Annotated in this window: 21 protein-coding genes and 1 riboswitch; of the genes, 19 read left to right on the top strand and 2 right to left on the bottom strand. The window is 42.5% G+C overall.

From position 1 onward, the window contains the following. Positions 1-2 precede the first annotated feature (2 nt). The 6 genes from murC (at position 3) to lpxC (ending at position 7006) form a co-directional block, all read left to right on the top strand. Positions 3-1451 carry a UDP-N-acetylmuramate--L-alanine ligase gene (gene murC, locus Q0017_RS04615; protein ID WP_298143338.1) on the top strand — a complete coding sequence of 483 codons (1449 nt, stop codon included), beginning with the start codon at positions 3-5 and terminating at the stop codon, positions 1449-1451. A 56-nt stretch (positions 1452-1507) separates the two neighbouring features. Continuing rightward, positions 1508-2437: a D-alanine--D-alanine ligase gene (locus Q0017_RS04610; protein ID WP_298143335.1), complete on the top strand. Its 930-nt coding sequence runs from the start codon at positions 1508-1510 to the stop codon at positions 2435-2437. A gap of 3 nt (positions 2438-2440) precedes the next feature. Continuing rightward, a complete protein-coding gene (locus Q0017_RS04605; RefSeq protein WP_298143332.1) occupies positions 2441-3298 on the top strand; it encodes a cell division protein FtsQ/DivIB in 858 nt (285 codons plus the stop codon). Between the two features lie 63 nt (positions 3299-3361). Then, the gene (gene ftsA, locus Q0017_RS04600) at positions 3362-4624 is read left to right on the top strand and encodes a cell division protein FtsA (RefSeq protein ID WP_298143329.1); all 1263 of its coding nucleotides are present in this window, start codon (positions 3362-3364) and stop codon (positions 4622-4624) included. A 165-nt stretch (positions 4625-4789) separates the two neighbouring features. Next, on the top strand, positions 4790-5980 hold the full coding sequence (gene ftsZ, locus Q0017_RS04595; protein WP_297425414.1) for a cell division protein FtsZ: 1191 nt from the start codon (positions 4790-4792) through the stop codon (positions 5978-5980). A 123-nt stretch (positions 5981-6103) separates the two neighbouring features. Continuing rightward, positions 6104-7006, top strand: coding sequence for a UDP-3-O-acyl-N-acetylglucosamine deacetylase (gene lpxC / locus Q0017_RS04590; protein WP_298143326.1), 903 nt, complete (start codon positions 6104-6106; stop codon positions 7004-7006). Between the two features lie 97 nt (positions 7007-7103). Here the strand turns inward: lpxC and Q0017_RS04585 are convergent, their stop codons facing one another. Continuing rightward, positions 7104-7544 (bottom strand): DciA family protein, encoded by a 441-nt coding sequence (locus Q0017_RS04585; protein WP_298143323.1) that lies wholly within the window; start codon positions 7542-7544, stop codon positions 7104-7106. A 110-nt stretch (positions 7545-7654) separates the two neighbouring features. On the opposite strand from Q0017_RS04585, the gene Q0017_RS04580 reads away from it, so the two are divergent. The 10 genes from Q0017_RS04580 to recJ all read left to right on the top strand — a co-directional run bounded on the left by Q0017_RS04580 (position 7655) and on the right by recJ (position 21181). Then, positions 7655-8404 (top strand): M23 family metallopeptidase, encoded by a 750-nt coding sequence (locus Q0017_RS04580; RefSeq protein ID WP_298143320.1) that lies wholly within the window; start codon positions 7655-7657, stop codon positions 8402-8404. Between the two features lie 293 nt (positions 8405-8697). Next, positions 8698-11400, top strand: a complete 2703-nt coding sequence (gene aceE, locus Q0017_RS04575) for a pyruvate dehydrogenase (acetyl-transferring), homodimeric type (RefSeq protein ID WP_298143317.1) — start codon at positions 8698-8700, stop codon at positions 11398-11400. Positions 11401-11402: 2 nt separating this feature from the next. After that, a complete protein-coding gene (locus Q0017_RS04570) occupies positions 11403-13361 on the top strand; it encodes a 2-oxo acid dehydrogenase subunit E2 (protein WP_298143314.1) in 1959 nt (652 codons plus the stop codon). A gap of 108 nt (positions 13362-13469) precedes the next feature. After that, positions 13470-13613, top strand: a riboswitch (yybP-ykoY riboswitch). A gap of 72 nt (positions 13614-13685) precedes the next feature. Then, positions 13686-14261 carry a TMEM165/GDT1 family protein gene (locus tag Q0017_RS04565; protein ID WP_298143311.1) on the top strand — a complete coding sequence of 192 codons (576 nt, stop codon included), beginning with the start codon at positions 13686-13688 and terminating at the stop codon, positions 14259-14261. A 162-nt stretch (positions 14262-14423) separates the two neighbouring features. Further along, positions 14424-15221 carry an MBL fold metallo-hydrolase gene (locus tag Q0017_RS04560; protein ID WP_298143308.1) on the top strand — a complete coding sequence of 266 codons (798 nt, stop codon included), beginning with the start codon at positions 14424-14426 and terminating at the stop codon, positions 15219-15221. A gap of 91 nt (positions 15222-15312) precedes the next feature. Continuing rightward, on the top strand, positions 15313-15678 hold the full coding sequence (locus Q0017_RS04555; RefSeq protein WP_298143305.1) for a YkgJ family cysteine cluster protein: 366 nt from the start codon (positions 15313-15315) through the stop codon (positions 15676-15678). Between the two features lie 201 nt (positions 15679-15879). Further along, positions 15880-17346, top strand: a complete 1467-nt coding sequence (gene guaB / locus Q0017_RS04550) for an IMP dehydrogenase (protein ID WP_298143302.1) — start codon at positions 15880-15882, stop codon at positions 17344-17346. Between the two features lie 133 nt (positions 17347-17479). Beyond that, entirely contained in the window at positions 17480-18811 is a 1332-nt protein-coding gene (glmM, locus tag Q0017_RS04545) for a phosphoglucosamine mutase (protein WP_298143299.1), read from the top strand. Positions 18812-18820: 9 nt separating this feature from the next. Further along, complete coding sequence (pdxH, locus tag Q0017_RS04540; RefSeq protein WP_298143297.1) at positions 18821-19477, top strand: pyridoxamine 5'-phosphate oxidase; 657 nt, start codon at positions 18821-18823, stop codon at positions 19475-19477. Next, positions 19478-21181 (top strand): single-stranded-DNA-specific exonuclease RecJ, encoded by a 1704-nt coding sequence (gene recJ, locus Q0017_RS04535; RefSeq protein ID WP_298143294.1) that lies wholly within the window; start codon positions 19478-19480, stop codon positions 21179-21181. It begins immediately after the preceding gene. Positions 21182-21231: 50 nt separating this feature from the next. On the opposite strand, the gene Q0017_RS04530 is transcribed toward recJ, so the two are convergent. After that, the gene (locus Q0017_RS04530) at positions 21232-22011 is read right to left on the bottom strand and encodes a putative porin (RefSeq protein ID WP_298143291.1); all 780 of its coding nucleotides are present in this window, start codon (positions 22009-22011) and stop codon (positions 21232-21234) included. A 390-nt stretch (positions 22012-22401) separates the two neighbouring features. Here Q0017_RS04530 and prfB point away from each other — a divergent pair. The 3 genes from prfB to Q0017_RS04515 all read left to right on the top strand — a co-directional run bounded on the left by prfB (position 22402) and on the right by Q0017_RS04515 (position 25005). Further along, a protein-coding gene (gene prfB / locus Q0017_RS04525) for a peptide chain release factor 2 (RefSeq protein ID WP_298143288.1) occupies positions 22402-23497 on the top strand; the annotation gives its coding sequence in 2 pieces (ribosomal slippage) (positions 22402-22473 and positions 22475-23497; 1095 coding nt in all). Between the two features lie 130 nt (positions 23498-23627). Then, positions 23628-23927 carry a helix-turn-helix domain-containing protein gene (locus Q0017_RS04520; RefSeq protein ID WP_298143438.1) on the top strand — a complete coding sequence of 100 codons (300 nt, stop codon included), beginning with the start codon at positions 23628-23630 and terminating at the stop codon, positions 23925-23927. A 19-nt stretch (positions 23928-23946) separates the two neighbouring features. Continuing rightward, entirely contained in the window at positions 23947-25005 is a 1059-nt protein-coding gene (locus Q0017_RS04515; protein ID WP_298143285.1) for an alkene reductase, read from the top strand. The last annotated feature ends 205 nt before the right edge of the window (positions 25006-25210 follow it).

Here is a 25210-nt window from a genome sequence, read left to right as displayed (position 1 = left end):
TTATGTCACCCTCTATTCCTGCTAATCAAGCAAAAAAATTAATTAAAGTTCCAGAAATGCGCCGTATTAAACACATTCATTTTGTGGGAATTGGTGGTGCAGGTATGTGTGGTATTGCCGAAGTTTTGAAAAACCAAGGCTATAAAGTTTCAGGTTCTGACATTAAAGCCTCAAAAACCACCGCACAGCTTGAAGAAAACGGCATTAAAGTCTATATCGGGCATGCAGCAGACAATATCCAAGATGCTGATGTGATTGTAGTGTCTACAGCGATTGATCAAGAAAATCCTGAAATTAAGGCAGCAATTGAACATCGTATCCCTGTGGTGCGCCGTGCAGAAATGCTAGGTGAACTCATGCGTTACCGTCATGGTATTGCTGTGGCAGGTACACATGGTAAAACCACAACCACAAGTTTAGTGACTTGTATGTTGGCTGAAGAAAACCTTGATCCAACCTATGTGATTGGTGGTTTGCTGAATCGTACAGGCGTGAATGCTGCGTTGGGTGCAAGCCGTTATATCGTGGCAGAAGCAGACGAATCAGATGCCACTTTCTTACATTTACAGCCAATGGCTGCCATTGTTACCAATATTGATGCCGACCACATGGACACCTATGGTGGTAGCTTTGACGTGCTCAAAGACACGTTTGTGACCTTCTTACAAAAGCTGCCTTTTTATGGTTTAGCCGTAGTGTGTGGCGATGATGCGAACGTACGTGAAATCATGCCGCGTATTGGTCGTCCAGTTTTAACCTATGGTTTTAACGAAGACAATGACATTCGTGCGGTTGATGTTGAGCAAGATGGCATGCAGTCACACTTTACCGTATTGCGTAAAGATCGTGAGCCACTTCGCGTGACCATTAACATGCCGGGCGCGCACAATATTCTCAATGCTTTAGCTGCGATTGGTATTGCCACCGACGAAGGTGTATCCGATGGTGCAATTTGCCGTGCTTTAGAGAGCTTTAGCGGTGTCGGTCGTCGTTTTCAAGTGCAAGGTCAGTTTGAAGTGACCAATGGTGATGTAAAATTGGTCGACGATTATGGTCATCATCCAAAAGAAGTTGAGGCGACGATTAAAGCTGCGCGCCAAAGCCATCCGGATCGTCGTTTAGTGATGATGTTCCAACCGCATCGTTATAGCCGTACGCGTGATTGCTTCGATGATTTTGTCGACGTTTTGTCGCAAGTTGACCAATTATTGCTCCTTGAAGTCTATAGTGCAGGTGAAAAGCCGATTGTGGGCGCAGACAGTCGTGCCTTGGCTCGCAGCATTCGTTTGCGTGGTGATGTAGAGCCAATTTTGATTGATCCTGTAGAGGGAAATTTGCAAAATGCACTGCAAAAAGTGTTACAAGCAAATGACTTGTTATTAACCCAAGGCGCAGGTAATGTGGGTGGGATTTCAGTCGAATTGGCGCAAAACCATCTGTATTTAAAATAATTCGCTTGCGATTGGATTTGATTAAAAGCTGTACTAAAGATTTTAAGGATATTAGCGTGTTAGATGTTGCAAAATTCGGCAAAGTAGCCGTGTTATTTGGTGGTAACTCAGCAGAGCGTCAAGTGTCGCTCGATAGTGGTCATGCTGTGCTTGAATCATTATTGCGCTCAGGTGTAGCGGCAGAAGCTTTTGATCCACAACAACGTAGCGTGACTGAATTAGTTAGCTATGACCGTGCTTTTATTGTGTTACATGGACGTGGCGGTGAGGATGGTCAAATCCAAGGTGCATTGGAGTGGTTGAATATTCCGTATACCGGTACAGGTGTGCAAGGTTCAGCCATTGGTATGGACAAGGTAAAAACCAAGCAAATTTGGCAGGGCTCTGAGTTGCCAACGGCGCCTTATCGCATTGTCAGCAAAGATTCCAATTTGGATGAAGTTGTGGCCTCTATTGGTTTGCCATTTATTATCAAACCAGTACATGAAGGTTCAAGTATTGGTATGAGCAAAGTTGAGAAAATCGAAGACTTTGCAGCTGCTCTTGCCAAAGCCACTGAACACGATGCGATTGTAATGGCAGAAAAATGGATTACTGGGCGTGAATTTACCATTGTTATGCTTAATGGTCAGGCCTTACCTGTGATTCGTTTGCAACCACCAGCAGACGTTGCATTTTACGATTATGAAGCGAAATATCAGCGCAATGATGTAGAATATGGTATTCCGTGCGGCTTAAGCCCAGAAGAAGAACAACGCTTGCAAGCATTAAGCTTACGTGCTTTTCAAGCTGTTGGCGCGAGTGGTTGGGGACGTATTGATGCTATGCAGGACGAACAAGGTAATTTTTGGTTACTTGAAGTCAATACCGTGCCGGGCATGACCAGTCATTCTTTGGTGCCTAAAGCTGCACAAGCAGTTGGTTATAATTTTGATGAATTGTGTGTTGCGATTTTAGAGCAAACTTTAACGGATGCGGCTCACTAAATCATGGTCCAACTTCCTGCTTCAATGCGGCGTAAACGCAACAAAGCGATTACCTCTATTCACGACAAACCACCGACCAAGCAAGAAAAACTTGCGCATTGGGGTGGTTGGTTATTATTGGTCATTGCATGCGCTGTATTGGCAGTAGGCATCTACGCATTATATAACTTAATGACCAATGCACAGGTTGCTAAATTAGATGTCGTAGGTACACGTTCAAACGCTGAAAGTAGTAAAGTGGTGCAACATGTTGCACCTGTAATCACTCAAAACTATTTTACCTCTGATTTAGAGGTGGTGCGTGATCGTACTTTAGAGCTGTCTTGGGTTGAACGGGTCGTGGTGTCACGTGCATGGCCAAACGCCATTCGTGTGCGCGTGATGCCACGCCATCCAATTGCACGTTGGGGCACAGGACGGCTGCTCAGTGATAGTGGTGTGGTGTTTAGTGAAGTAAGTGCAAAAAACTATCAACATCTGCCTTTATTACATGGTCCGGTGCGTCAGTCTGAGATGATGATGCGTCGTTATAATGAAATTAATCAATTATTCCTGCCAGTGAATTTGCGTCTCAAAGAATTATATTTAACAGACCGCATGACCTGGTTTATGCAGTTTGATTCAGGTCTACGCGTCATTGTCGATCAAGATCAAACTATGAGTAAATTGCAACGTTTGAGTCATTTGGCACAAACTGATTTTAAGCCGGTGTGGAAAAAAATATCGTCCATCGATTTACGCTACCGCAATGGCTTAGCGATTCAATGGCAACATTCTTCGGCACCGCGTATTGTAAACGGTCATTTTGTTGTAACTACAGATGACAAAAGCATTGCAACAGGAACCAAGGCAAAGCCATAATTTGGCTTTATAAATAGAGGCTTAAGGCCAGAAATTAAACCAACATAATGGTAGTAGTGAATAATGAGTGAAGCTGTTCCCTCGGTTGTTGCGATTGACATTGGGACGCACAAAGTTTCGGTTTTGATTGGTAAGGTACACGCGCCGGATAAAATCCAAGTGATTGGTATGGCAACAGCTCGTAACCGAGGCATGAATAAAGGGAAAATTGTTAGTCTCGATAAAGTTATCACTGCAATTAAAAATGCTGTGCAAGAAGCCGAAGATATGGCTGAATGCCGTGTGCATTCTGCTTGGGTGTCTATTCCAAGTACAGAGTTAAAAAGTTGCTATGCCTTTGGCACGACTACCATTACCAATGCCGATCACACCATTACCACTAGCGAGGTGGTGCGTGCGCTTGAGCTTGCTAAAGCCAGTCAGGTCAGTTCAGATCACTATTTAGTCAGTGCTGTGCCTTTAGGTTTTGATTTAGATGAATCGGGTGAATGGGTACAAAACCCAATTCGCATGTCGGCCAATAGTATGACTGGTCATTATCAGTTGATGCAATTGCCGATTAGCACGATGCAAAACCTAGACCGTGCTATGAAGGGCGCTAATATTGGCGTCGAAAAAATGGTGATCTCAACCCTTGCCACATCAGAAGCTTGCCTGTTAAAAGATGAAAAAGAATATGGTGTGTGTTTAATTGATATTGGTGCAGGTACCACCAATGTGGCAATGTATATTGAGGGTCGTTTGGCACTGACGCATACCTTGCAACGTGGTGGTGAACATGTCACACGCGATATTGCAGCGGTGTTGCAAACTACGACCGAAGAAGCAGAGCGTATTAAATTACAGTATGGTTGTGTGGATCAAAAAGTCGTGAAACCTGACCATATGATTCAGATTCAAGGGATTGATGGTCCACAAACCATTAGTCGAATTGAGCTGACTGATATTATTATTGCGCGTTACGAAGAAATTTTTGGGCAAATCCGTCAAGAGTTAGAAAAAACGGGTGCTTTACAAGGGCTTTATCATGGCGTGGTCCTTGCAGGTGATGCATGTCAAATTGAAGGCATGGTGAATTTTGTGCGTCGTATGCTAGGGGTGTCTGCACATCTAGCCAATCCGCCAACTGCGGTGTATAGCGAAGATACGCAGCAAGCGGCGTTACATCGTTCACAATATGCAACAGCAGCAGGAGTGTTGATGTTTAGCCAAAGTGAATTGCCCGAAGCGATTTCTGAGGACGAAGAAACTGATGAAGTTTCATTTTGGAAGCGTGCTGGCCGCGCTTGGTCTGGTTTAAACGATAAGTTGAAATCATTCTTTTAGGTGGATATGCGGTAAAAGCATTCACAATTGCGGCTACAAATTAAGCTTAGACTTGACAAGCCGTCACTTGAACAGCATGCTTTAAAGCAATTTTTATTTATTAAATATAAGGCAGTGTACGGGCTTTAAGTGGCTGCCAATTATGAATTAGGAACTCTCAAGGTCATGGCCTCATTTGAATTTTTTGAAGATGATCAAACAGATAGCAACGGTCAAGCCCGTTTTACTGTGTTTGGTGTAGGTGGTGCTGGTGGTAACGCTGTGCAACACATGTTGGAATCTGACATCCAAGGCGTAAAATTTGTTTGTGCCAATACCGACTGTCAGGCGCTTGATCGCATGAATGCGCAATTTAAAATTCAGTTGGGCGAGCAAAGCACACGTGGTTTAGGCGCAGGCGCAAACCCGCAAGTGGGTCAAGCTGCGGCTGAAGAAAGTCGTGAGATCATTCGCCAGCACCTAGAAGGTACTGACATGGTATTTGTTACCGCAGGTATGGGCGGTGGTACAGGTACGGGTGCTGCGCCTGTTGTGGCTGAAATTGCTAAAGAGATGGGCATTTTGACTGTGGGTGTAGTCACCACGCCATTTAATTTTGAAGGCAAACGTCGTTTACTTTCAGCAGAAAAAGGCATTGAAGCACTAGAGCAACATGTTGATTCTTTGATTATTATTCCAAACCAACGTCTGCTTAAAGTGTTCCGTGACATCTCAATGAAAGATGCCTACAAAAAAGCCGACGATGTTTTGCTTAATGCGGTACGTAGTATCTTTGATCTTGTAGTGCGTCCAGGTCATATTAACCTTGACTTTGCCGATTTAAAAACTGCGATGAGCACACGTGGTTATGCCATGATGGGTGCAGGTTTAGGTCGTGGCGAAAACCGTGCCCGTCAAGCTGCTGAACAAGCGATTCGTAGCCCATTGTTAGATAACGTCACGATTATGAATGCCAAAGGCATCTTAATTAACGTGACCGGTGGCGATGACGTTACTTTTGGTGAAATTGAAGAGATCACCGATGTGGTTAATCAAATCGTCGATCTTGATGAAGGTCAAGTGTTCTACGGTACGGTATTTGACCCAGATGCGCGTGATGAAATCAGCGTAACTGTGATTGCCACAGGTTTAACCCGTAATTCAGCCGATGCTGCCGATGTGGTGAAACGTCCAGCGGCTAATCCAACAGTACCGAATGCTTCAGCAGCACAGCAAACAGCAGTGGATGATGATGATGTACCTGCCATTCAGCGTCAAACCACAGAAGCGCCAAGTACACCAGTTGCTCCAACAGGTAATGGTCGTCCAACACCAATGAGCATTCAAGATTATCTTAAAAATCAACAGCGTAAGTAATATGTAACAAGATATGTTTACACTGTTACAACGTAAAAGGTAGCTTTCGGGCTACCTTTTTGTTTTTGCATCAGGTTTAAGTATGCTAACGTATAGCGGTTTAAGCGAATAGATTGGACGGATATGTTGAAGCAAAGAACCCTAAAACGTGTCGTGAAAGCGAGCGGTATTGGTTTGCACAGTGGTCAAAAAGTCTTTATTAACTTTGTGCCTCACCATGCGGACGGGGGGATTGTGTTTCGTCGTATTGATTTAGATCCAGTGGTGGATATTCCTGCCGATGCCATGCTGATTCAAGAAGCATTTATGTGTTCTAACTTGGTACAAGACAATGCCAAAGTGGGCACGATTGAGCATGTCATGAGTGCCATTGCCGGTTTAGGCATTGATAATTTAATTGTTGAAGTTTCTGCTTCAGAATTACCGATTATGGATGGCAGCGCTGGTCCATTTATTTACTTACTGATGCAAGGTGGTTTGCAAGAACAAGATGCAGCCAAGAAATTCATTAAAATCTTAAAGCCTGTTGAAGCCTTAATTCAGGATAAAAAAGCCATTTTTACCCCACACCAAGGTTTTCAGCTGAATTTCACCATTGATTTTGACCATCCTGCGTTTGAAAAAGAATATCAATCTGCCACGATTGATTTTTCAACCGAAACCTTTGTCTATGAAGTCAGTGAAGCGCGTACCTTTGGTTTTATGAAAGACCTTGATTACTTAAAAGCCAACAATTTGGCTTTAGGCGCTAGTCTTGAAAATGCGATTGGCGTAGATGACACCGGTGTAGTCAATGAAGAAGGTTTACGTTTTTCTGATGAATTTGTCAGACATAAAATCTTAGATGCAGTAGGTGATTTATACCTTATGGGGCATCAAATCATTGCAAAATTTGATGGCTATAAATCAGGTCATGCCCTGAATAATCAGTTACTACGCAATGTGAAAAATGATCCAAGTAGCTATGAAATTGTAACATTTGATGACGTTGAAAAATGTCCCATCAGTTATGTAACAATTGCATAAGCTCTTGTCTTTTCATGTAAATGTAATAATGTAACAGATACACTTGTGATTTAAGTCACGAATTTTATTCATCATTTGGTCTAAGCATAAATGAGAATTACTTTTTTTTGCTTGCCAAACGTAGCATAGCTTGGCTAAGCTTAGGGTCGCTCACAAAGCAAGCAGCATCGCGGAGCATGTCTTGTGTTTCTGCTTGTAACTGTCTAGAACAATTCGGATTTTTTATAGGTGCTTGGGTTTTAGACCGCAAACGTACCTGAATCTTGTGTAAATGCTCTAGACCAGAAATTTGTGACAATTGTTGTACGTATTGCTTTTGTAGATAACCAAGCTGACTAATCATGGCTTGATTTTCACCGGTAATCGTCAAAGTACCATTTTCATAACACACAACTTGCCATTGCTCCGGTTGGGGCAGGATGGGTTGGATGAGTTTACTCAGTTTCTGCCAAGCAGCAACTTGGCTTGAAAGAAACGTTAAGTTTCCTGTTTTTAAATGTTGACTTGTTTGCCCAAAGACGTTGACAGGTTCAGACATACATCATTCCTTCATATTTATGTCTTAATCTTATGCGCTTCTTTTGTTGGATATCAAGGAAGAAATTCAGACAAGGGAACTTTGATAAAGACAGTTTAAAGAGGTTTTTTATGCATTTGCGACGTATTTTTGTAGCGTGTACTTTAGCAGCTTCAGCGTCAACCGTAGCTTTAGCTGAATTGGTTGATCTGAATACGCAACCTAAAATTCAAGTATTGGATTTAAAAGTTGAGTCAAATGAGGATGCACTTGAGCAACTCACCAAAACATTGGCTCAAGGTTCATATTCAGACTTTAAACCAGCAGCTAAAATTGCTGAACTTAAGCCAACTGAACTGAATGTAACTATTCGTGGTGCAGAAAAAACTACTGTACTCAATAACGAGATGCTTGAGAAAAAATATCCAAGCACAAGTACTGATTATTCAGCTTCTTTACAAAATATTTCCGCAAGTGCTAGCCCATATTCTTGGTTGCTTAACCACCCATTGCCAAATGGTCGTGTAAGTTCAAACTATGGCGGTCGTACTATGAATGGTCGCGCCGAAAAACACTCAGGTTTGGATTTAGCAGCACCGACAGGTACACCAATTTATGCTACAGGTCCGGGTGTAGTGACTAAATCAGGTTGGGGTACAGGCTATGGTCAGTACGTGGAAGTTAACCATGGTAATGGCTATGTAACCCGTTATGCACATGCTTCACGTTTAATTGCAAAAGTTGGTCAGCGTGTAAAAGCAGGTCAGCATATTGCTAACGTGGGTTGTACCGGTCGCTGTACTGGCCCTCACTTACATTATGAAGTGGTCAAGAACGGTCAGCGTAAAAATCCATCACCTTATTTAGCGATGTTACGTTAATTGGGTGGCTTTAAGCGCCTACATGGATAAATTGTCAACACTTAAAACATTCAGTTGCTTGCCTAAGCTGTATTAAAAAGCCTCTTTAAACATTAGGCTATCACTGAAAAAGAATAGTTGTTGTATAAAGAACCGCCTGAATTGGCGGTTTTTTGTTAATTTGTTTAAGTATTAAACAGCAACTATTTAGTTATGAAATACACCTCGGATTTGCTATTCAGCTACAACGATAACTTACTACGCCTAAAGTATGATACATATACATCCTAAACTAGGTATATGGGATAGTAATTATGGCGTTTTATGGCGATACCGACGCGCAAGAAACCCAAGAATGGCAAGAAGCGTTTGACTCTGTGTTAGAACACATGGGTACAGAACGTGCTGCCTTTTTATTAGAAAAATTGTATCAGCGCGCGATTGCAAAGCATGTTCCCATTCAGCGCTTAAATACACCTTACTTAAATACAATTTCTGTAGAAGAACAGCCCGCTATGCCGGGTGATGCCGACATGGAACGCCGTATCCGTGCCCTCATTCGTTGGAATGCGTTGGCCATGGTATTACGTGCTAACAAAACTGGCGACGACCTTGGTGGTCACTTAGCAAGTTTTGCATCATCAGCGACGTTGTATGATGTTGGTTTTAACCATTTCTTCCGTGCCAATAGTGATCACTTTGGCGGTGACATGATTTATTACCAAGGTCACTGTGCACCGGGTATCTACGCACGTTCATTCTTAGAAGGTCGTTTAACTGAAGATCATTTAAACAACTTCCGCCGTGAAGTAGACGGTGTTGGCTTACCATCGTACCCACACCCATACTTAATGCCGGATTATTGGCAGTTCCCAACCGTTTCAATGGGTTTGGGTCCAATTATGTCGATCTATCAAGCGCACATTCAAAAATATTTGATGAATCGTAGCTTGATCAAAGAAGAAAATCGTAAGGTATGGGCTTACCTTGGCGATGGCGAAATGGATGAGCCAGAAAGTACAGGTGCAATTGCCTTAGCCGGTCGTGAAAAGTTAGACAACTTAATTTGGGTAGTCAACTGTAACTTACAACGTCTAGATGGTCCGGTACGTGGTAACGGCAAAATCATTCAAGAACTTGAATCATTATTCCGTGGTGCCGGCTGGCGTGTGATTAAAGTCGTTTGGGGTCGTCATTGGGATCCACTCCTTGCTAAAGACGAATCAGGTGCTTTAAAAGCAGTGATGGAAGAAACCGTTGATGGTGAATTCCAACGTTTACAAGTAAAAGGTGGTGCTTATGCACGTGCTAAATTCTTTGGTAAATACCCAGAAGCTGAAGAACTTGTTAAAGGTTTAAGCGATGAAGACATCGATAACTTAAACCGTGGTGGTCACGACCCGTACAAGGTTTATGCAGCTTATGCAGAAGCGATGAAATCAACTGGTCAACCAACAGTGATTTTAGCCAAAACTGTAAAAGGTTATGGTTTATCTGATGAGATTGAAGCGGTTAACAAAACCCATCAAATCAAAAAAATGCAGCTTGAATCGCTTAAATATGTACGTAACCGTTTTAACTTGCCATTTACCGATGAGCAATTAGAAGAAGTTCCATTCTATCGTCCAAGCGAAAACTCACCTGAATTGAAATACATGAAGGCGCGTCGTGAAGCATTAGGTGGTTACTTACCTGCACGTCGTAAAGAAAGTGAACAGCTTGCAATTCCTGAATTGTCTGTATTTGATGCAGTACTTGCAGGTTCAAATGGTAAGCAGCAATCGACTACCATGGTCATGGTGCGTTTAATTTCTTCATTATTGAAAGAAAAAGCCATTAAAGACCGTGTTGTGCCAATTGTTCCAGATGAAGCACGTACATTTGGTTTAGAAGGTATGTTCCGTCAATTGGGTATTTATGCCGCTCACGGTCAAAAATACACACCAGAAGACCAAGAACAATTGATGCATTACCGTGAAGCAAAAGACGGTCACATGCTACAAGAAGGGATTAACGAAGCAGGTGCGATGAGCGCATGGGCTGCGTTGGCAACCAGTTATTCAACCAACAACTTGCCAATGATTCCAATGTACATGTACTACTCTATGTTTGGTTTCCAACGTATTGGTGACATTGCATGGGCAGCAGGCGACGCACAAGCACAAGGCTTCTTGTTAGGTGCAACTGCAGGTCGTACAACACTTAACGGTGAAGGTTTACAGCACCAAGATGGTCACTCACACATCTTAGCAAACACGATTCCAAACTGTATCTCTTATGATCCATGTTTCGGTTATGAACTTGCTGTGATTGTACATGACGGTTTACAACGCATGTATGTGAACCAAGAGCGTGTGTTCTACTACTTAACGGTAATGAACGAAAACTACGAGCATCCTACAATGCCACAAGGTGCTGAGGAAGGCATTAAACGTGGTATGTACTTACTGCAAGAAGATGAAAAAGCAACTGTTCAGCTGATGGGTTCAGGTGTCATTTTGCGTGAAGTGATTAAAGCGGCGCAAATTTTACGTGACGAATACCAAATTCATTCAAATGTATTTAGCGTAACCAGCTTTAACGAGCTTGCGCGTGATGGTATGGCGTGTGAAGAATACAACCGTCTACATCCAATGGCTGAAGAAACACAAGAAGCTTGGGTGGCGAAACAACTTCGTGGCACCAAAGGTATCGTTGTTTCGGCAACAGACCATATGCGTGCATACAGCGAACAAATTCGTGCGTATCTTCCAGACAACCGCCCATTCGTAGCGTTGGGTACTGATGGTTACGGTCGTTCAGATACACGTACCAAACTTCGTAGCTACTTTGGTGTAGATGCGGCACACATCGTTGTAGCAACGTTGAAAAAATTGGCTGACGAAGGCGAAGTCGATGCACGTTTAGTCAAAGACGCGATCTCTAGCTTTGAATTAGATACAGATCGTCCAGTGGCTTGGGCGCCTCAAGCGACTCCATCAGTACACGCTGTTGCTGACTACAAAGAGGAGAACTAAGCATGCAAATTACGACTCCTGATATTGGTGTAGATAAAGCGACAGTCGCTGAAATCTTGGTAAAAGTGGGCGATACCATTGCTGTTGATGACAGCATTGTATTGCTTGAATCTGACAAAGCATCTGTTGAAGTGCCTAGCACTTCGGCAGGTGTGGTGAAAAGCATTTTAGTCAGCCTTGGTGACGACGTTGCTGAAGGTGCGGTTTTGGTAGAACTTGAAGCACAAGGTCAGGCAGTACCAAAACCTGCTGCTGAAGCAGCAAAAGCTGAAGCACCTAAAGCAGAAGTTCAAGCGGCAGCACCTGTTGCAGCACAAGCTGCGCCTGTAGCGGCAGCAGCATCACAAGTGATTGATGTGCAAGTACCTGACATTGGTGTTGAAAAAGCGCTTGTGGCTGAAATCTTGGTTGCTGTAGGCGATGAAATTGATGTAGATCAAAGCATCGTCGTGGTGGAATCAGATAAAGCGACTGTAGAAGTGCCAAGCACGATTTCAGGTACTGTCACTGCCATTGAAATTTCAGTCGGTGACAATGTCAAAGAAGGCGTTGTGATCCTAAAAGTGAAAACTGCAGGTTCTGCGACGGCTCCAACTGCTGCGCCAGTACCAGCTGAAGTTGCACAAGCGGCTCCTGAAGCGGCAACAGCAGAAGTGGCAGCGCCTGTTGCTATAGCAGCAGGTAAAGTTGACATTGCTGTGCCTGATTTAGGTGTGGACAAAGCAGCTGTGGCTGAGATTTTAGTTGCAGTGGGTGATAAGGTTGAAAAAGACCAAAGCATCATTGTGGTTGAATCTGACAAAGCAACGGTTGAAGTACCAAGCACAGCAACAGGCGTAATCACTGCGATTCATGTAACTTTAGGTCAAAACGTATCTGAAGGCATTGCTTTAGTCACGATTGAAGCGATGGGTCAAGCGGCACCAGTTGCTGCTGCACCTGCGCCTGTACAAGCGCCAGCAAAAGCTGAAGCACCGAAAGCAGCTACTGCACCTGCACAAGCGCCAGCACCTTCGGCAGATAAACTGACCAAAGAACAAAATGCAGCCAATTCAAAAGTCTATGCAGGTCCTGCGGTACGTAAGCTTGCACGTGAATTAGGCGTAATTTTGGCAGAAGTGAAAGCATCTGGCCCACATGCACGTTTAATGAAAGAAGACTTATTTGCTTATGTTAAAACGCGTCTGACTGCACCAGCACCTGCTGCTGCTCCAGTGGCGGCTGCGGTTGCTGCTGGCTTACCAAAACTACCAAGTTTTGATGCCTTTGGTGGTGTGGAAGAAAAAGCGTTGACGCGTTTACAACAAGTGTCAATTCCGCAGTTGTCTTTAAACAACTACATTCCACAAGTGACCCAGTTTGATTTAGCAGACATCACTGAGCTTGAAGCATGGCGTAATGATCTTAAAGGCAACTTTAAGAAACAAGGCGTGAGCCTGACCATTATGGCGTTCATCATTAAAGCAGTTGCACACTTGCTTAAAGAAGAGCGTGAGTTTGCAGGTCACTTAGCTGATGATGGTAAATCTGTATTGTTACGTAACGAAATTCATATGGGTATTGCAGTAGCAACTCCAGATGGTTTGACCGTACCTGTACTGCGTAACCCAGACCAAAAATCAATTAAGCAAATTGCGGTTGAATTGGGTGAGCTAGGTCAAAAAGCACGTGATAAGAAATTATCGCCAAAAGACCTACAAGGTGCAAACTTCACCATTTCAAGCCTTGGTGCAATTGGTGGTACAGCATTTACCCCACTTGTAAACTGGCCTCAAGTTGCAATCTTAGGTATTTCACCTGCAACAATGCAACCGGTTTGGAATGGGCAAGGTTTTGATCCGAAGCTTATGCTTCCGCTTTCATTGTCATACGATCACCGTGTGATTAATGGTGCGGATGCGGCACGCTTTACCAATAAGTTAACTAAACTTCTTAAAGACATTCGTACTTTGTTGATCTAAGCCCTCTTTGTATTTCTCCCAGAGGGAGAAAGAAAAAAGAGACAAACCCTGCTACGGCAGGGTTTTTTTATTGTCATTTGTAAATCCAGTTTAAGTTGACTATAATCAAAGCACTTCATTGGGGAGTAGCCGCCTTTTGCGCAAAGCAAAAGGGTGATGGTCAACATATTTGCTCTAAACCGAGCATGGTCATCATAGCAAAGAACCAAATGGGCTTTAATTAAGCTTTCTTTTGTTGGCAAGACCTTTGATTTATCACTCTGCAGATTTTGGCTAGCAGGAGGGATAGGTCATTGGTATGTATGCTAGCCAGAGAAAAACATCATGTATGAGTTCTTACTCTCAACTGCCATTGTCGCGCTTGCTGAAATGGGTGATAAAACCCAACTCTTAGCGCTGTTACTTGCTGCACGTTATCAAAAACCTATTCCTATTTTAATTGCCATTTTACTTGCGACCATTATTAATCATGGTTTGTCGGCGGCTTTAGGGCAATGGGTCACGACTGTCATTAGCCCTGAAATTTTACTGTGGATTATTTCACTTGGCTTTATTGCTATGGCACTGTGGATGCTTGTGCCAGATGAGCTAGACGATGAAACTGAAAGCATTAATAAATGGCAGCGTTATGGCGTATTTGGTGCAACCTTTATTTTATTTTTCTTAGCCGAAATTGGTGATAAAACCCAAATTGCCACCGTGGCCTTGGCTGCGCGTTTTGATAGTTTGGTTTGGGTTATGCTCGGTACTACTTTAGGTATGATGTTGGCCAATGCCCCTGCGGTATTTATTGGCAATAAACTTGCCGACAAGCTGCCAATTTCCTTAATTCATAAAGTCAGTGCTGTGATCTTTTTAAGCATTGGTGTTTGGACCTTGTTGCAGTACTACTTTTTTTAAATAAAAGCGCATAACCGATGCAAAAATCTGTGTCAGGTTATGCATATCTATTGTAGTTACTGCCGAATTACACCTTTGTCGTGATTGTAACTTGCAAGAAAAGCATATATTTTGTGTGGAATTAATATAAACAATGCAAAACATCCTGCAAAGGGGATTTACATGGCACTTGAACGTACCACTTCACAAGTCTTATTTGATAATGGCACCCATAAATGTATTAGCTTTACAAGCCTTGTGCAGGGTGAGGGTATTCAAGCTAATCAATTTTTGATTATTGACCATGGACGTGCTGCCGTGCTTGATCCGGGCGGTGATTTAACCTATGTGCCACTGACTATGGAACTCAGCCGCTATACCAAGCTGAAGAACCTAGATTACGTCATGGCATCGCATCAAGACCCCGATATTATTACCTCTATGCCGCGTTGGTTGGTGTATACCGATGCCAAGATTGTTGCTTCTAAACTGTGGGCGCGCTTTTTACCGCATTTAAACTCAGCTTTTATGACCGACCGTATGAAAGGTAATTGGCTGGATCGTTTGATTGAACTGCCTGATCCAGGCCAAGTGATTCCTTTGGGTGAATCTTCAATTGTGGCTGTGCCGGCGCATTTTCTACATTCAGTGGGTAATTTTCAGTTTTATGATCCACTGGCAAAAATCTTATTTTCAGGCGATATGGGCGCATCGATTGTCGAAGATGGTAAAGCCATTGTAGAAGACTTTGATATGCACATTGCCAAGATGAAAGGTTTTCATCAGCGTTATATGTGCTGCAATAAGGTGATTCGCTTATGGGTGAATATGGTACGTACTATGGATGTAGACATGATTGTGCCACAGCATGGTTTACCTTTTGTGGGCAAAGCCAAAGTCAATCAATTTTTAGATTGGGTCGAAACACTTGAATGTGGTACCGATTTAATGGATGAAAGCGTTTTTAGCTATCCGTACTAAGACCAATAGATCATAAAAAAATATTGATTGAGAAAAACAGTTTTTTTAAACTTTTCCGTCCAAGAAGTTGCAGACGAAAAGAGCTAAAAAAATGTTATCGCAATCGGTAAGCGAAGATTCATGTTTGAGTTGTGGTGCGTGTTGTGCGCACTTTCGTGTTTCTTTTTATTGGGCAGAGGGTTTAAATCTGCCTGAGCATTACACAGAACCGGTAACTCCTGTATATAGCTGTATGGTAGGCACCAATCAGGCCAAGCCGCGCTGTATTGCATTACAAGGTGACATTGGCGTAGCGGTAAGTTGTGGCGTATACAGTGTTCGTAGCTCAAGCTGCCAAGAAGTACAAGCAGGCGATGCACAGTGTAATAAAGCCCGTGCGGTGCACAACATGATCCCATTGATCAATATTGATACACGCCCTGCCACCAACGATGAAGATTTCGATCAAGTATGTTAAATTTAAGGGCAAAGCTTGCTTTGCCCTTGGCTAAATTGAAAAAAGAATGAAAAAGACCATCAGAAATAAGGGTTTGTTTTAACTAAACTTATAAACTATTCAGCAAGATAGAATTATTTTTCGACTCTTTATGTAAATTTAAATGAATAAAAGCCAAAATTTTGTTTATAATAGCGCACGGAAATTACCAGTGAGACTGTTATGTTGACCATCGTTCAAGACGCGTTAACCTTCGATGATGTCCTATTACTCCCTGCCTACTCTACTGTCCTCCCAAAAGATGTCTCGCTAAAGACACGTTTAACTCGCGGCATTGAATTAAATATCCCACTTGTTTCAGCAGCGATGGATACTGTGACTGAATCTCGTATGGCGATTGCAATGGCGCAAAACGGCGGTATCGGTATTTTGCACAAAAACATGGATATTGCTGCACAAGCTGCAGAAGTACGCCGTGTGAAAAAATTTGAAGCGGGTATGGTCAAAGACCCGATTACTGTAACGCCTGAAACAACTGTTCGTGAGTTAATGGCCTTAACTCAAGCCAACAATATCAGCGGTGTACCTGTTGTTAAAGATGGTAAAGTTGTTGGGATCGTAACAGGTCGTGATACACGTTTTGAAACCAATTTAGAACAACCTGTAAGCAACATCATGACCGGTCAAGACCGTCTTGTGACTGTGCGTGAAGGCGAATCTAAAGAAAACATCCAAGCTCTATTACAACAACATCGCATTGAAAAAGTGATTGTGGTGGGCGCCAACAACGAGCTTAAAGGTTTAATTACAGTGACGGATTTCCGCAAAGCGGAATTGTATCCAAACAGCTGTAAAGATGACTTAGGTCGTTTACGTGTGGGTGCGGCTGTAGGTACAGGCGTAGAAACACCAAGCCGTGTTGAAGCATTGGTTGAAGCAGGTGTGGATGCAATTGTAGTAGATACAGCACATGGTCACTCAGCAGGTGTAATTGAGCGTGTACGTTGGGTTAAAGCCAACTATCCACAAGTTCAAGTGATTGGCGGTAACATTGCAACAGGTGATGCAGCGCTTGCTTTACTTGATGCGGGTGCTGATGCTGTTAAAGTGGGTATCGGTCCTGGTTCAATTTGTACCACGCGTATTGTTGCTGGTATTGGTATGCCACAAATTTCAGCAATTGATGCTGTGGCAAATGCACTTAAAGAACAAATTCCATTGATCGCAGATGGTGGTATTCGCTTCTCTGGCGATATGGCCAAAGCCATTGGCGCAGGTGCAAGCACCATCATGGTTGGTTCATTGATGGCGGGTACTGAAGAAGCACCGGGCGAAGTTGAATTCTTCCAAGGTCGTTACTACAAAGCATACCGTGGTATGGGTTCATTAGGTGCGATGGCAGGTTCTACAGGTTCTGCTGACCGTTACTTCCAAGATGCCAAAGCAGGCGCTGAAAAGTTAGTGCCTGAAGGTATTGAAGGTCGTGTACCGTACAAAGGCCCAATGGGCAATATCGTACATCAAATGATGGGTGGGTTACGTTCATCTATGGGCTATACCGGTTCTGCAACGATTAACGATCTTCGTCAAAATGCGAAATTCGTGAAAATCACCGCAGCAGGTATGTCTGAATCACATGTACATGATGTAACGATTACCAAAGAAGCACCAAATTATCGCGTAGGTTAATGTGTTAACTTAACCTAGAGATTGAAAAAGCCGTCATAAAATGACGGCTTTTTTACATTTTGGTGATAAAGTATTTGCCATTAAAAACCAAGTGCTGCCCAATATGCAGCAATAAAAATATAGCGAGCAGAATATGAGTTATTTTGGAACAGATGGTATTCGTGGTAAGTTTGGTGTTTTACCCATTACCCCTGAATTTGCTTTAAAATTAGGTTTTGCCGCGGGTAAAGTATTAAAACGTAACAGTAAAAAGAAAAAACCTATTGTGGTGATGGGTAAAGACACCCGCTTATCAGGTTATATTTTAGAAGCTGCTCTACAAGCAGGTCTAAATGCCGCTGGGGTCTATGTACATTTGTTGGGTCCGTTACCTACCCCTGCGATTGCCCATTTAACCCGTGCTTTACATGCAAGTTTAGGTATTGTGATTTCAGCATCGCATAACCCGTATTTTGATAATGGCATTAAGTTCTTCTCAGCTGAAGGCAAAAAACTACCTGATAGCTTACAAGAAGAAATTAATCAAGAACTTGAAAAAGACTTGATCATTGAAGATACCGCCAACTTAGGTAAAAGCGTACGCGTTAAAGATGCCAACGGTCGTTACATTGAATTTTGTAAGTCAACTTTCCCGTACCATTTAGATTTGCATGATCTTAAAATCGTGGTGGATTGTGCCAATGGCTCAGCCTACAGCGTAGGTCCTGCTGTGTTCCGTGAGCTAGGCGCTAAAGTCATTGCCATCTTTAATGAGCCTGACGGTTTAAACATTAATGAAAACTGTGGTTCAACCCATCCTGAAAACCTAAAAGCTGCTGTGCTTGAACATCAAGCCGACTTAGGTATTGCCTTTGATGGTGATGCAGATCGTGTGATTATGATTGACCAAAACGGTCAAGAAATCACAGGTGACCATATTTTGTATATTTTAGCCACTAAAGCGACGCAAAAACCTGCGGGTATTGTGGGCACTCTCATGAGCAATATGGCTTTAGAATTGGCTTTAGAGCAAGAAAATGTGCCATTTATACGTGCTAAAGTCGGTGACCGTTATGTATTACAAGGCTTAGAGCAACATGCTTGGGTAACTGGTGGTGAGCCATCAGGTCATATCCTCACTTTAGATAAGAGCACCACAGGCGATGCGATTATTGCAGCATTGCAAGTATTAACTGTAATGATCGAGCGTCAGCAAAGTTTAGCTGAATTGGTCGCTGACTTTAAACTATTGCCAAATGTATTGGTCAATGTGCGTTTAGATGCCATGTTTGACCCTTACAACGTGCCGGCTTTGGTGACTGAATTTAACCAAGCTGAACAACAGCTTAAAGGTCGTGGTCGTTTGTTAATTCGTAAATCAGGTACAGAACCTGTGATTCGCGTGATGGTTGAAGGTGATGACTTAGCCGAAGTCACCGCTTTAGCTAATCATTTAGCGGACGCTGTACGTAGCAACGCTGCTTAAGGAAATCTCATGACTGATGTAATTAAAGATTTAAGTGAACTGCGTTTAAGCTATCAAAAAGGTGAGTTGCATGAAGGTCAAGTTCACACTGACCCACATCAACAGTTTTTACAGTGGTTTAACCAAGCCTTATCGGCACAATTACATGAACCATATGCTATGTCGATTGCAACAGCTGATGTTCGTGGTCGTCCACATGTACGTACTGTATTGTTACGTGGGGCAACGGATCTAGGTTATGACTTTTATACCAATTATGATAGTCAAAAAGGCTTAGATTTAGCTGCCAATCCTTATGCAGAGATTTTATTTTACTGGCCTGAACTTGAACGTCAGGTGCGTATCTCAGGCGGTGTAGAGAAAATTTCTGAGCAAGAATCAACAGATTACTATCATAAGCGCCCGCGCGAAAGCCAAATTGCAGCGCATATTAGTACCCCGCAAAGTGGTGTAATTGCCAGTCGTGAAGAGCTGCAAGATCGCTTCCAAACTTTGCAAGAGCAAGTGGCAAGCCAAGCTCAATTGCCAAAACCTGAATTTTGGGGTGGCTATCGTTTAGTGCCTGAGCACTATGAGTTTTGGCAAGGCCGACCAAATCGCTTACATGATCGGGTAATTTATGAAAGAATTGAAGGCAACTGGAAGCTACAACGTCTGATGCCTTAAATGACCAAGATCCTTGTTCAACAACGCCCATTTCTAACACGCCCTGAAAATTTTCAGGGCGTGTCGCCTTTGGTGGCTAAAATCTTAGCGCGCCGTGGGGTGCAGTCCACTCAAGAGTTAGAACTTAAACTTAAACATTTACTTGCACCCACCATGTTAGGTTTAGCAGAAGCGATTGCTTTAATGGATCAAGCCATTGATCAACAGCAAAAAATTGTGATTGTGGGTGATTATGATGCCGATGGCGCAACCAGTACTACATTGATGCTGCTTGCTTTACGCCAAATGGGTGCTGATGTTGAATATTTAGTACCAGATCGTTTTAAGTATGGTTATGGCTTAACACCTGCCATTGCCGATTTAGCCTTTGCAAAATTTACGCCTGATCTATTAATTACTGTCGATAACGGTATTTCAAGCCATGAAGGTGTGCAACAAGCGCAAGATCATGGCATGCAAGTGATTATCACCGATCATCACCTGACCACTAAACCGACCCCGCAAGCTGAAGCTGTAGTGAATCCCAATCAATTAGGTTGTACTTTTCCGAGTAAAGCCTTAGCCGGGGTGGGGGTAGCTTTTTATGTGTTGGCAAATTTATCCAGTCAACGTAAACAACAAGGCAAAAGCCATGTGGCGATGGTGCAGTATTTAGATTTGGTGGCTTTAGGCACATATGCAGATGTGGCAAGTTTAGATTATAACAACCGTATTTTAATTGATGCCGGTTTACAGCGTATTCGTCAGCAGCAATGTCGCCCGGGTATTTTGGCATTACTTGATTTAGCTAAACGTGATGCCGCGCATCTGTCAGCATCTGATTTAGGCTTTGTGATTGGTCCAAGAATTAATGCTGCTGGACGCATGGAAACCATGGATATCGGCATTGAGTGTTTGTTGGCGCCAAGTTTAGAACAAGCCTATCCATTAGCTGAGCAACTGACCCAATTAAACCTAGAACGACGTCAAGTAGAAGGCAAAATCAAACAAGATGCAATGACCGCCCTTGAGCAAATTGAGCTTGATCAAGCGCATTTACCACATGCTTTAGTGTTGTTTGAACCACACTGGCATCAAGGCGTAATTGGCATTGTAGCAGGGCGTTTAAAAGAGCAGTTTCATCGCCCAAGTATTGTTTTTGCCTGTGATGAAGATGGGGTGCATATTAAAGGTTCAGCACGTTCTATTGACGGCATTCATATTCGTGATGCGATTGAACTGCTTGCAGAGCAAAATCCACACTTAGTTACGCATTTTGGTGGACATGCAGCGGCAGCAGGATTGACCATTAAAAAGCAACATTTTGCTGAGTTTAAGACACGTTTTGAAGCTTTAATTGCCACTTATGAAGCAGAATTGTTTCAAGCAGTATTATGGACCGATGGTGAATTGAGCACGCAAGAGCTCACTTTAAATACAGTTGATTTACTAAAAAATTTAAGTCCTTGGGGACAAAAATTCCCAAGTCCTGTGTTTGAGGGGACTTTTAAAATTGTGGATTTTCGTTGGTTAAAAGAAGTGCATTTAAAGCTACGTTTAGCTGTAGAACATGGACAGGTGCTCGAAGCGATTGCATTTAATGCAGCAAGCAAATATGAATTTGATCCTATGCAAGATCAGGTACATTTAGTTTATGAACTTGATCGGAATGAATTTAATGGGCAGGTGAGTTTACAGCTTAAAGTTATTCACTTAAGCCAATAAAAAAACCGCGCCATGGCGCGGTTTTTTTGAATTTAATGTGGAGTCAATGCTTAGAAACGATATTTCGCAGCCAGACCAAACTTGTTGTAGTCAACTGTATTGACTTCACCAAAACCTACACGACCTTCAACACTTAATTGAGGATTAAAGAACTTACGGGCTTTAATGCCAAGTTCGCTGCTTTCTTGTAGGTCATTATCAGTATAATCAGCACCAACACTAAAGGTTTTGTCGATGTAGTAATCACCGGCAATACGGTATTCATCTAGATCACCAAATGCAGCACCGGCTTCTAAATTAATATCTTTACCATTGCTTAATGTAGTTACATATTTAGCACGTAATGTTGGATCTGTACCATCTGTAAAGTCATTGTCATAGCCTTTAAGACCTGCAGCAACTAACAAACCTGGAGCAAAGAAATAACCGACTTCAGCACCAAAGGTTGTGGTATCTACATCTGCATAACCACGCTCTTCTACGTCTGTACGACCAAGATTAGCACTTAAATAAAAATCAGAATTTGGTACAAAGTATTCACCTGCAACACCGTATTTGGTTTCTTCTGCAGCGCCTACATCATCAAATTGAACATGCGCACTCACGTTGCTTGCACGATCTAGATAAGCAGCTTCAGCCAGTGGAGCATCGCGTGTTTGAACAGGGTTAAAGTAGTAAGTACCATTTAAACCATAAGATTCGCCTGAACTACCGCGATCTGGGTCAACATAACCTAAAGAGCCGCCAACTTCAGCTTGGTAAGCATGTGTTGCTGTGCCTGTGAATGCAATAGCGGAAAGAAGTGCAGATGCAATTGCTAATTTTTTCATGGATGTCCACCCCTCTGAAACTGATTAAAATAATAAATTTCTTGTTACAAGTTTTAGTCTAGAGCATATTCAAATATCGTCAATCTCTGCAAAGTTACCGTTTTGTGAACTTGGTAATGTTATGTAAATTAATTTTTATTAGGCTTTGATTTTTATTGATTTATTTTTTGACTGGCTTTTATTTAAAGATGTATTTTTTATTTGAAATTGTAAGAATTCACGTAAATTATGCGCATTTGTATCTAATTAAGAATAAATTATGAAGACAACAACAGTTAAAATTACGGCTAAATTAGCAAATGTTGCATCTGCCGCCTATTTAAAAATCTAAAAGGTGGCTGTGCTATAATCTTTGGCTATTTAACGCTTACATTTGTTTGAGAGACGAACGTGGAAATTAATCCTTATCTAGTACAGCTAAAAGACTTAAACGACCGTGGTCAAACACTACGGGGGTATCTTTGACTACGATCTAAAGAAAGAGCGTTTAGAAGAGGTTCTACGCGAGTTAGAAGATCCTGCGATTTGGAATGATCAAAGTCGTGCTCAAGCCATGGCCAAAGAAAAAGGCGAGCTTGAAAACGTACTCAATGTGCTGGATGGTTTAACCAACCAACTTGAAGATGCACAAGCCATGCTTGATTTGGCGGTTGAAGCAGATGAAGAAGAAATGTTGGCTGACGTACAAGCAGAGCTCAGCGCTGCTGAAGAAGAGTTGGCTAAACTTGAATTCCGTCGTATGTTTAGTAACCCGATGGATCCAAACCCATGTTATGTGGAAATTCAAGCCGGTTCTGGTGGTACAGAAGCACAAGATTGGGCATCTATGCTGCTACGTATGTATTTACGTTGGATCGAGCGTCATGGCTTTAAAGCTGAAGTGATGGAAGAATCTGATGGTGATGTGGCTGGTCTTAAGTCAGCGACTATTCGTGTAGAAGGCGAGTATGCATACGGTTGGTTACGTACCGAATCTGGTGTACATCGTCTAGTGCGTAAATCACCATTTGACTCAGGTAACCGTCGTCATACTTCATTCTCTGCGGTGTTTGTGTCGCCTGAAGTGGATGACAATATTGAAATTGATATTAATCCGGCCGACGTACGTACCGATACTTATCGTGCCTCAGGGGCAGGTGGTCAGCATATTAACAAAACTGACTCTGCGGTACGTTTAACGCATGCACCAACCGGTATTGTTGTGGCATGTCAGAACCAACGTTCACAGCACGCTAACCGTGACCATGCTTGGAAGCAATTACGTGCAAAATTGTACGAATTGGAAATGAAAAAACGTACCGATGCCGCTCAAGCCTTAGAAGATACCAAGTCTGATATTGGTTGGGGCAGCCAAATTCGTTCATACGTTTTAGATGACTCACGTATTAAAGACTTACGTACTGGTGTAGAAAACTCCAACACAGGTGCAGTTTTAGATGGTGACTTAGATAAGTTTATTGAAGCCAGCTTAAAACAAGGTCTATAAGTTTTTTCAAGGGTCTAATGCAGTGTTTTGATGGTTTATCGTAAAAAATAGATATTAATATCTAAAAAATACGATATATTAATACAACGCTGAATTAGGCCTTTGTGTAATGTGAAGAGGGTCTATGTCTATGGATGTTGATTTAATCTTTAAAGCCTTAGCGAATCCCACGCGACGGCAGATTTTAATGTGGCTTAAAGACCCAGCAGCATATTTACCGGCTGAAGAGTGTGGTCATTTTGAACGTGGTGTGTGTGCAGGGCAAATTGAGCGCCTTGGCAATGTATCCCAGTCGACCATGTCAAATCATTTGTCGGTATTACAGCAAGCAGGTTTAATCCAAGCACAAAAGCATGGGCAATGGTCGTATTTTTCTCGTAACGAAGCCTTAATTCAGCACTATATTAATCATTTACAACACTCACTTTAAATTGAGTGATGAGGTAATTATGGCTGAATTCAATGCTCCTTTAACGCTTGGCGATCTTAAATTAAAAAACCGTGTGGTCATGGCACCATTAACCCGTAGCCGTGCGACCAAAGACCGTGTACCAACAGCAATGATGGCGGAGTACTATGCTCAACGTGCCAGTGCCGGTTTAATTATTGCTGAAGCCACGGTAATTTCAGAACAAGCCAATGGTTACTTAAATACCCCTGGGCTATTTAACCAAGCTCAAGTTGAGGGTTGGAAATTATTGACCGATGCTGTACATGCTAAAGGCAGCTTAATTGTGTCACAGCTTTGGCATGTGGGGCGTGTATCACATCCAGATTTACTCAATGGCGAAATACCTGTGTCAGCCAGTCAGGTACAACAAGCCGGTTACGTGAGTTTACTGCGTCCAAAACGTGAATATGTTGCACCGCGTCCATTAGATGTATCTGAAATTCAGGCCATTGTTGCACAATACAAACAAGCTGCAATTTATGCCAAAGAAGCAGGCTTTGATGGTGTAGAGGTACATGCAGCCAATGGTTATTTATTAGATCAATTCTTACAAAGCACAACCAACTTACGTGATGACCAATATGGTGGTTCAGTTGAAAATCGTGCTCGCTTCTTACTGGAAGTGGTCGATGCTTTAATTGAAGTGTGGGGTGCAGGGCGTGTTGGTGTACATTTAGCTCCACGTGGTGATGAGCACGATATGGGCGATGCGGCTCCACGTGAAACCTTTGGTTATGTGATGGAGGAGTTAGGCAAGCGTAATATTGCTTTCTTCTTTACCCGTGAATACCTTGCCGAAGACAGTATTTCTGAGTATATGAAACAGCGCTCTAATGGGGTGCCATATATTGCCAATATGCGTTTAAGCCGTGCCGATGCGATTGAATTATTAGCTTCAGGCAAAGCCGATGCAGTGTCGTTTGGTAAAGCCTATATTGCCAATCCTGATTTATATGAGCGTTTATTATTAGATGCACCACTCAATGAATTAAAGCTTGAAAATATGATTGGGACTGATGTAGCAGAAGGCTATATCGACTATCCAAGCTTAAACTAAATTAAAATTATAAAATTAAAAGCGTCAAGATTTTACTTGGCGCTTTTTTGTTTTTATTCAGGTACTTAATTAATTTTTGTGAGCCCAATTTTGTTATATTAACACCTCAGCAAAGCGTCATTTAAGCTTACTTAACCCGAATCCTGTTTAAGCCAATGACTTTATAATTTGAATTTTTGGCTTATTCTGCTGAGTTAATTGGTAT

Origin of the sequence: uncultured Acinetobacter sp., from assembly GCF_947624825.1 — a bacterium.
Lineage (GTDB): Bacteria > Pseudomonadota > Gammaproteobacteria > Pseudomonadales > Moraxellaceae > Acinetobacter.
The sequence above is the reverse complement of the archived record's forward strand: the minus strand, read 5'-3'. Positions and strand labels throughout refer to the sequence as shown.

Bases quoted from the DNA above. Each gene is read 5' to 3' on its own strand.
- murC (WP_298143338.1), top strand. From the start codon at position 3: ATGTCACCCTCTATTCCTGCTAATCAAGCAAAAAAATTAATTAAAGTT.
- Q0017_RS04605 (WP_298143332.1), top strand. From the start codon at position 2,441: ATGGTCCAACTTCCTGCTTCAATGCGGCGTAAACGCAACAAAGCGATT.
- ftsA (WP_298143329.1), top strand. From the start codon at position 3,362: ATGAGTGAAGCTGTTCCCTCGGTTGTTGCGATTGACATTGGGACGCAC.
- ftsZ (WP_297425414.1), top strand. From the start codon at position 4,790: ATGGCCTCATTTGAATTTTTTGAAGATGATCAAACAGATAGCAACGGT.
- lpxC (WP_298143326.1), top strand. From the start codon at position 6,104: ATGTTGAAGCAAAGAACCCTAAAACGTGTCGTGAAAGCGAGCGGTATT.
- Q0017_RS04585 (WP_298143323.1), bottom strand. From the start codon at position 7,544: ATGTCTGAACCTGTCAACGTCTTTGGGCAAACAAGTCAACATTTAAAA.
- Q0017_RS04580 (WP_298143320.1), top strand. From the start codon at position 7,655: ATGCATTTGCGACGTATTTTTGTAGCGTGTACTTTAGCAGCTTCAGCG.
- aceE (WP_298143317.1), top strand. From the start codon at position 8,698: ATGGCGTTTTATGGCGATACCGACGCGCAAGAAACCCAAGAATGGCAA.
- Q0017_RS04570 (WP_298143314.1), top strand. From the start codon at position 11,403: ATGCAAATTACGACTCCTGATATTGGTGTAGATAAAGCGACAGTCGCT.
- Q0017_RS04565 (WP_298143311.1), top strand. From the start codon at position 13,686: ATGTATGAGTTCTTACTCTCAACTGCCATTGTCGCGCTTGCTGAAATG.
- Q0017_RS04560 (WP_298143308.1), top strand. From the start codon at position 14,424: ATGGCACTTGAACGTACCACTTCACAAGTCTTATTTGATAATGGCACC.
- Q0017_RS04555 (WP_298143305.1), top strand. From the start codon at position 15,313: ATGTTATCGCAATCGGTAAGCGAAGATTCATGTTTGAGTTGTGGTGCG.
- guaB (WP_298143302.1), top strand. From the start codon at position 15,880: ATGTTGACCATCGTTCAAGACGCGTTAACCTTCGATGATGTCCTATTA.
- glmM (WP_298143299.1), top strand. From the start codon at position 17,480: ATGAGTTATTTTGGAACAGATGGTATTCGTGGTAAGTTTGGTGTTTTA.
- pdxH (WP_298143297.1), top strand. From the start codon at position 18,821: ATGACTGATGTAATTAAAGATTTAAGTGAACTGCGTTTAAGCTATCAA.
- recJ (WP_298143294.1), top strand. From the start codon at position 19,478: ATGACCAAGATCCTTGTTCAACAACGCCCATTTCTAACACGCCCTGAA.
- Q0017_RS04530 (WP_298143291.1), bottom strand. From the start codon at position 22,011: ATGAAAAAATTAGCAATTGCATCTGCACTTCTTTCCGCTATTGCATTC.
- Q0017_RS04520 (WP_298143438.1), top strand. From the start codon at position 23,628: ATGGATGTTGATTTAATCTTTAAAGCCTTAGCGAATCCCACGCGACGG.
- Q0017_RS04515 (WP_298143285.1), top strand. From the start codon at position 23,947: ATGGCTGAATTCAATGCTCCTTTAACGCTTGGCGATCTTAAATTAAAA.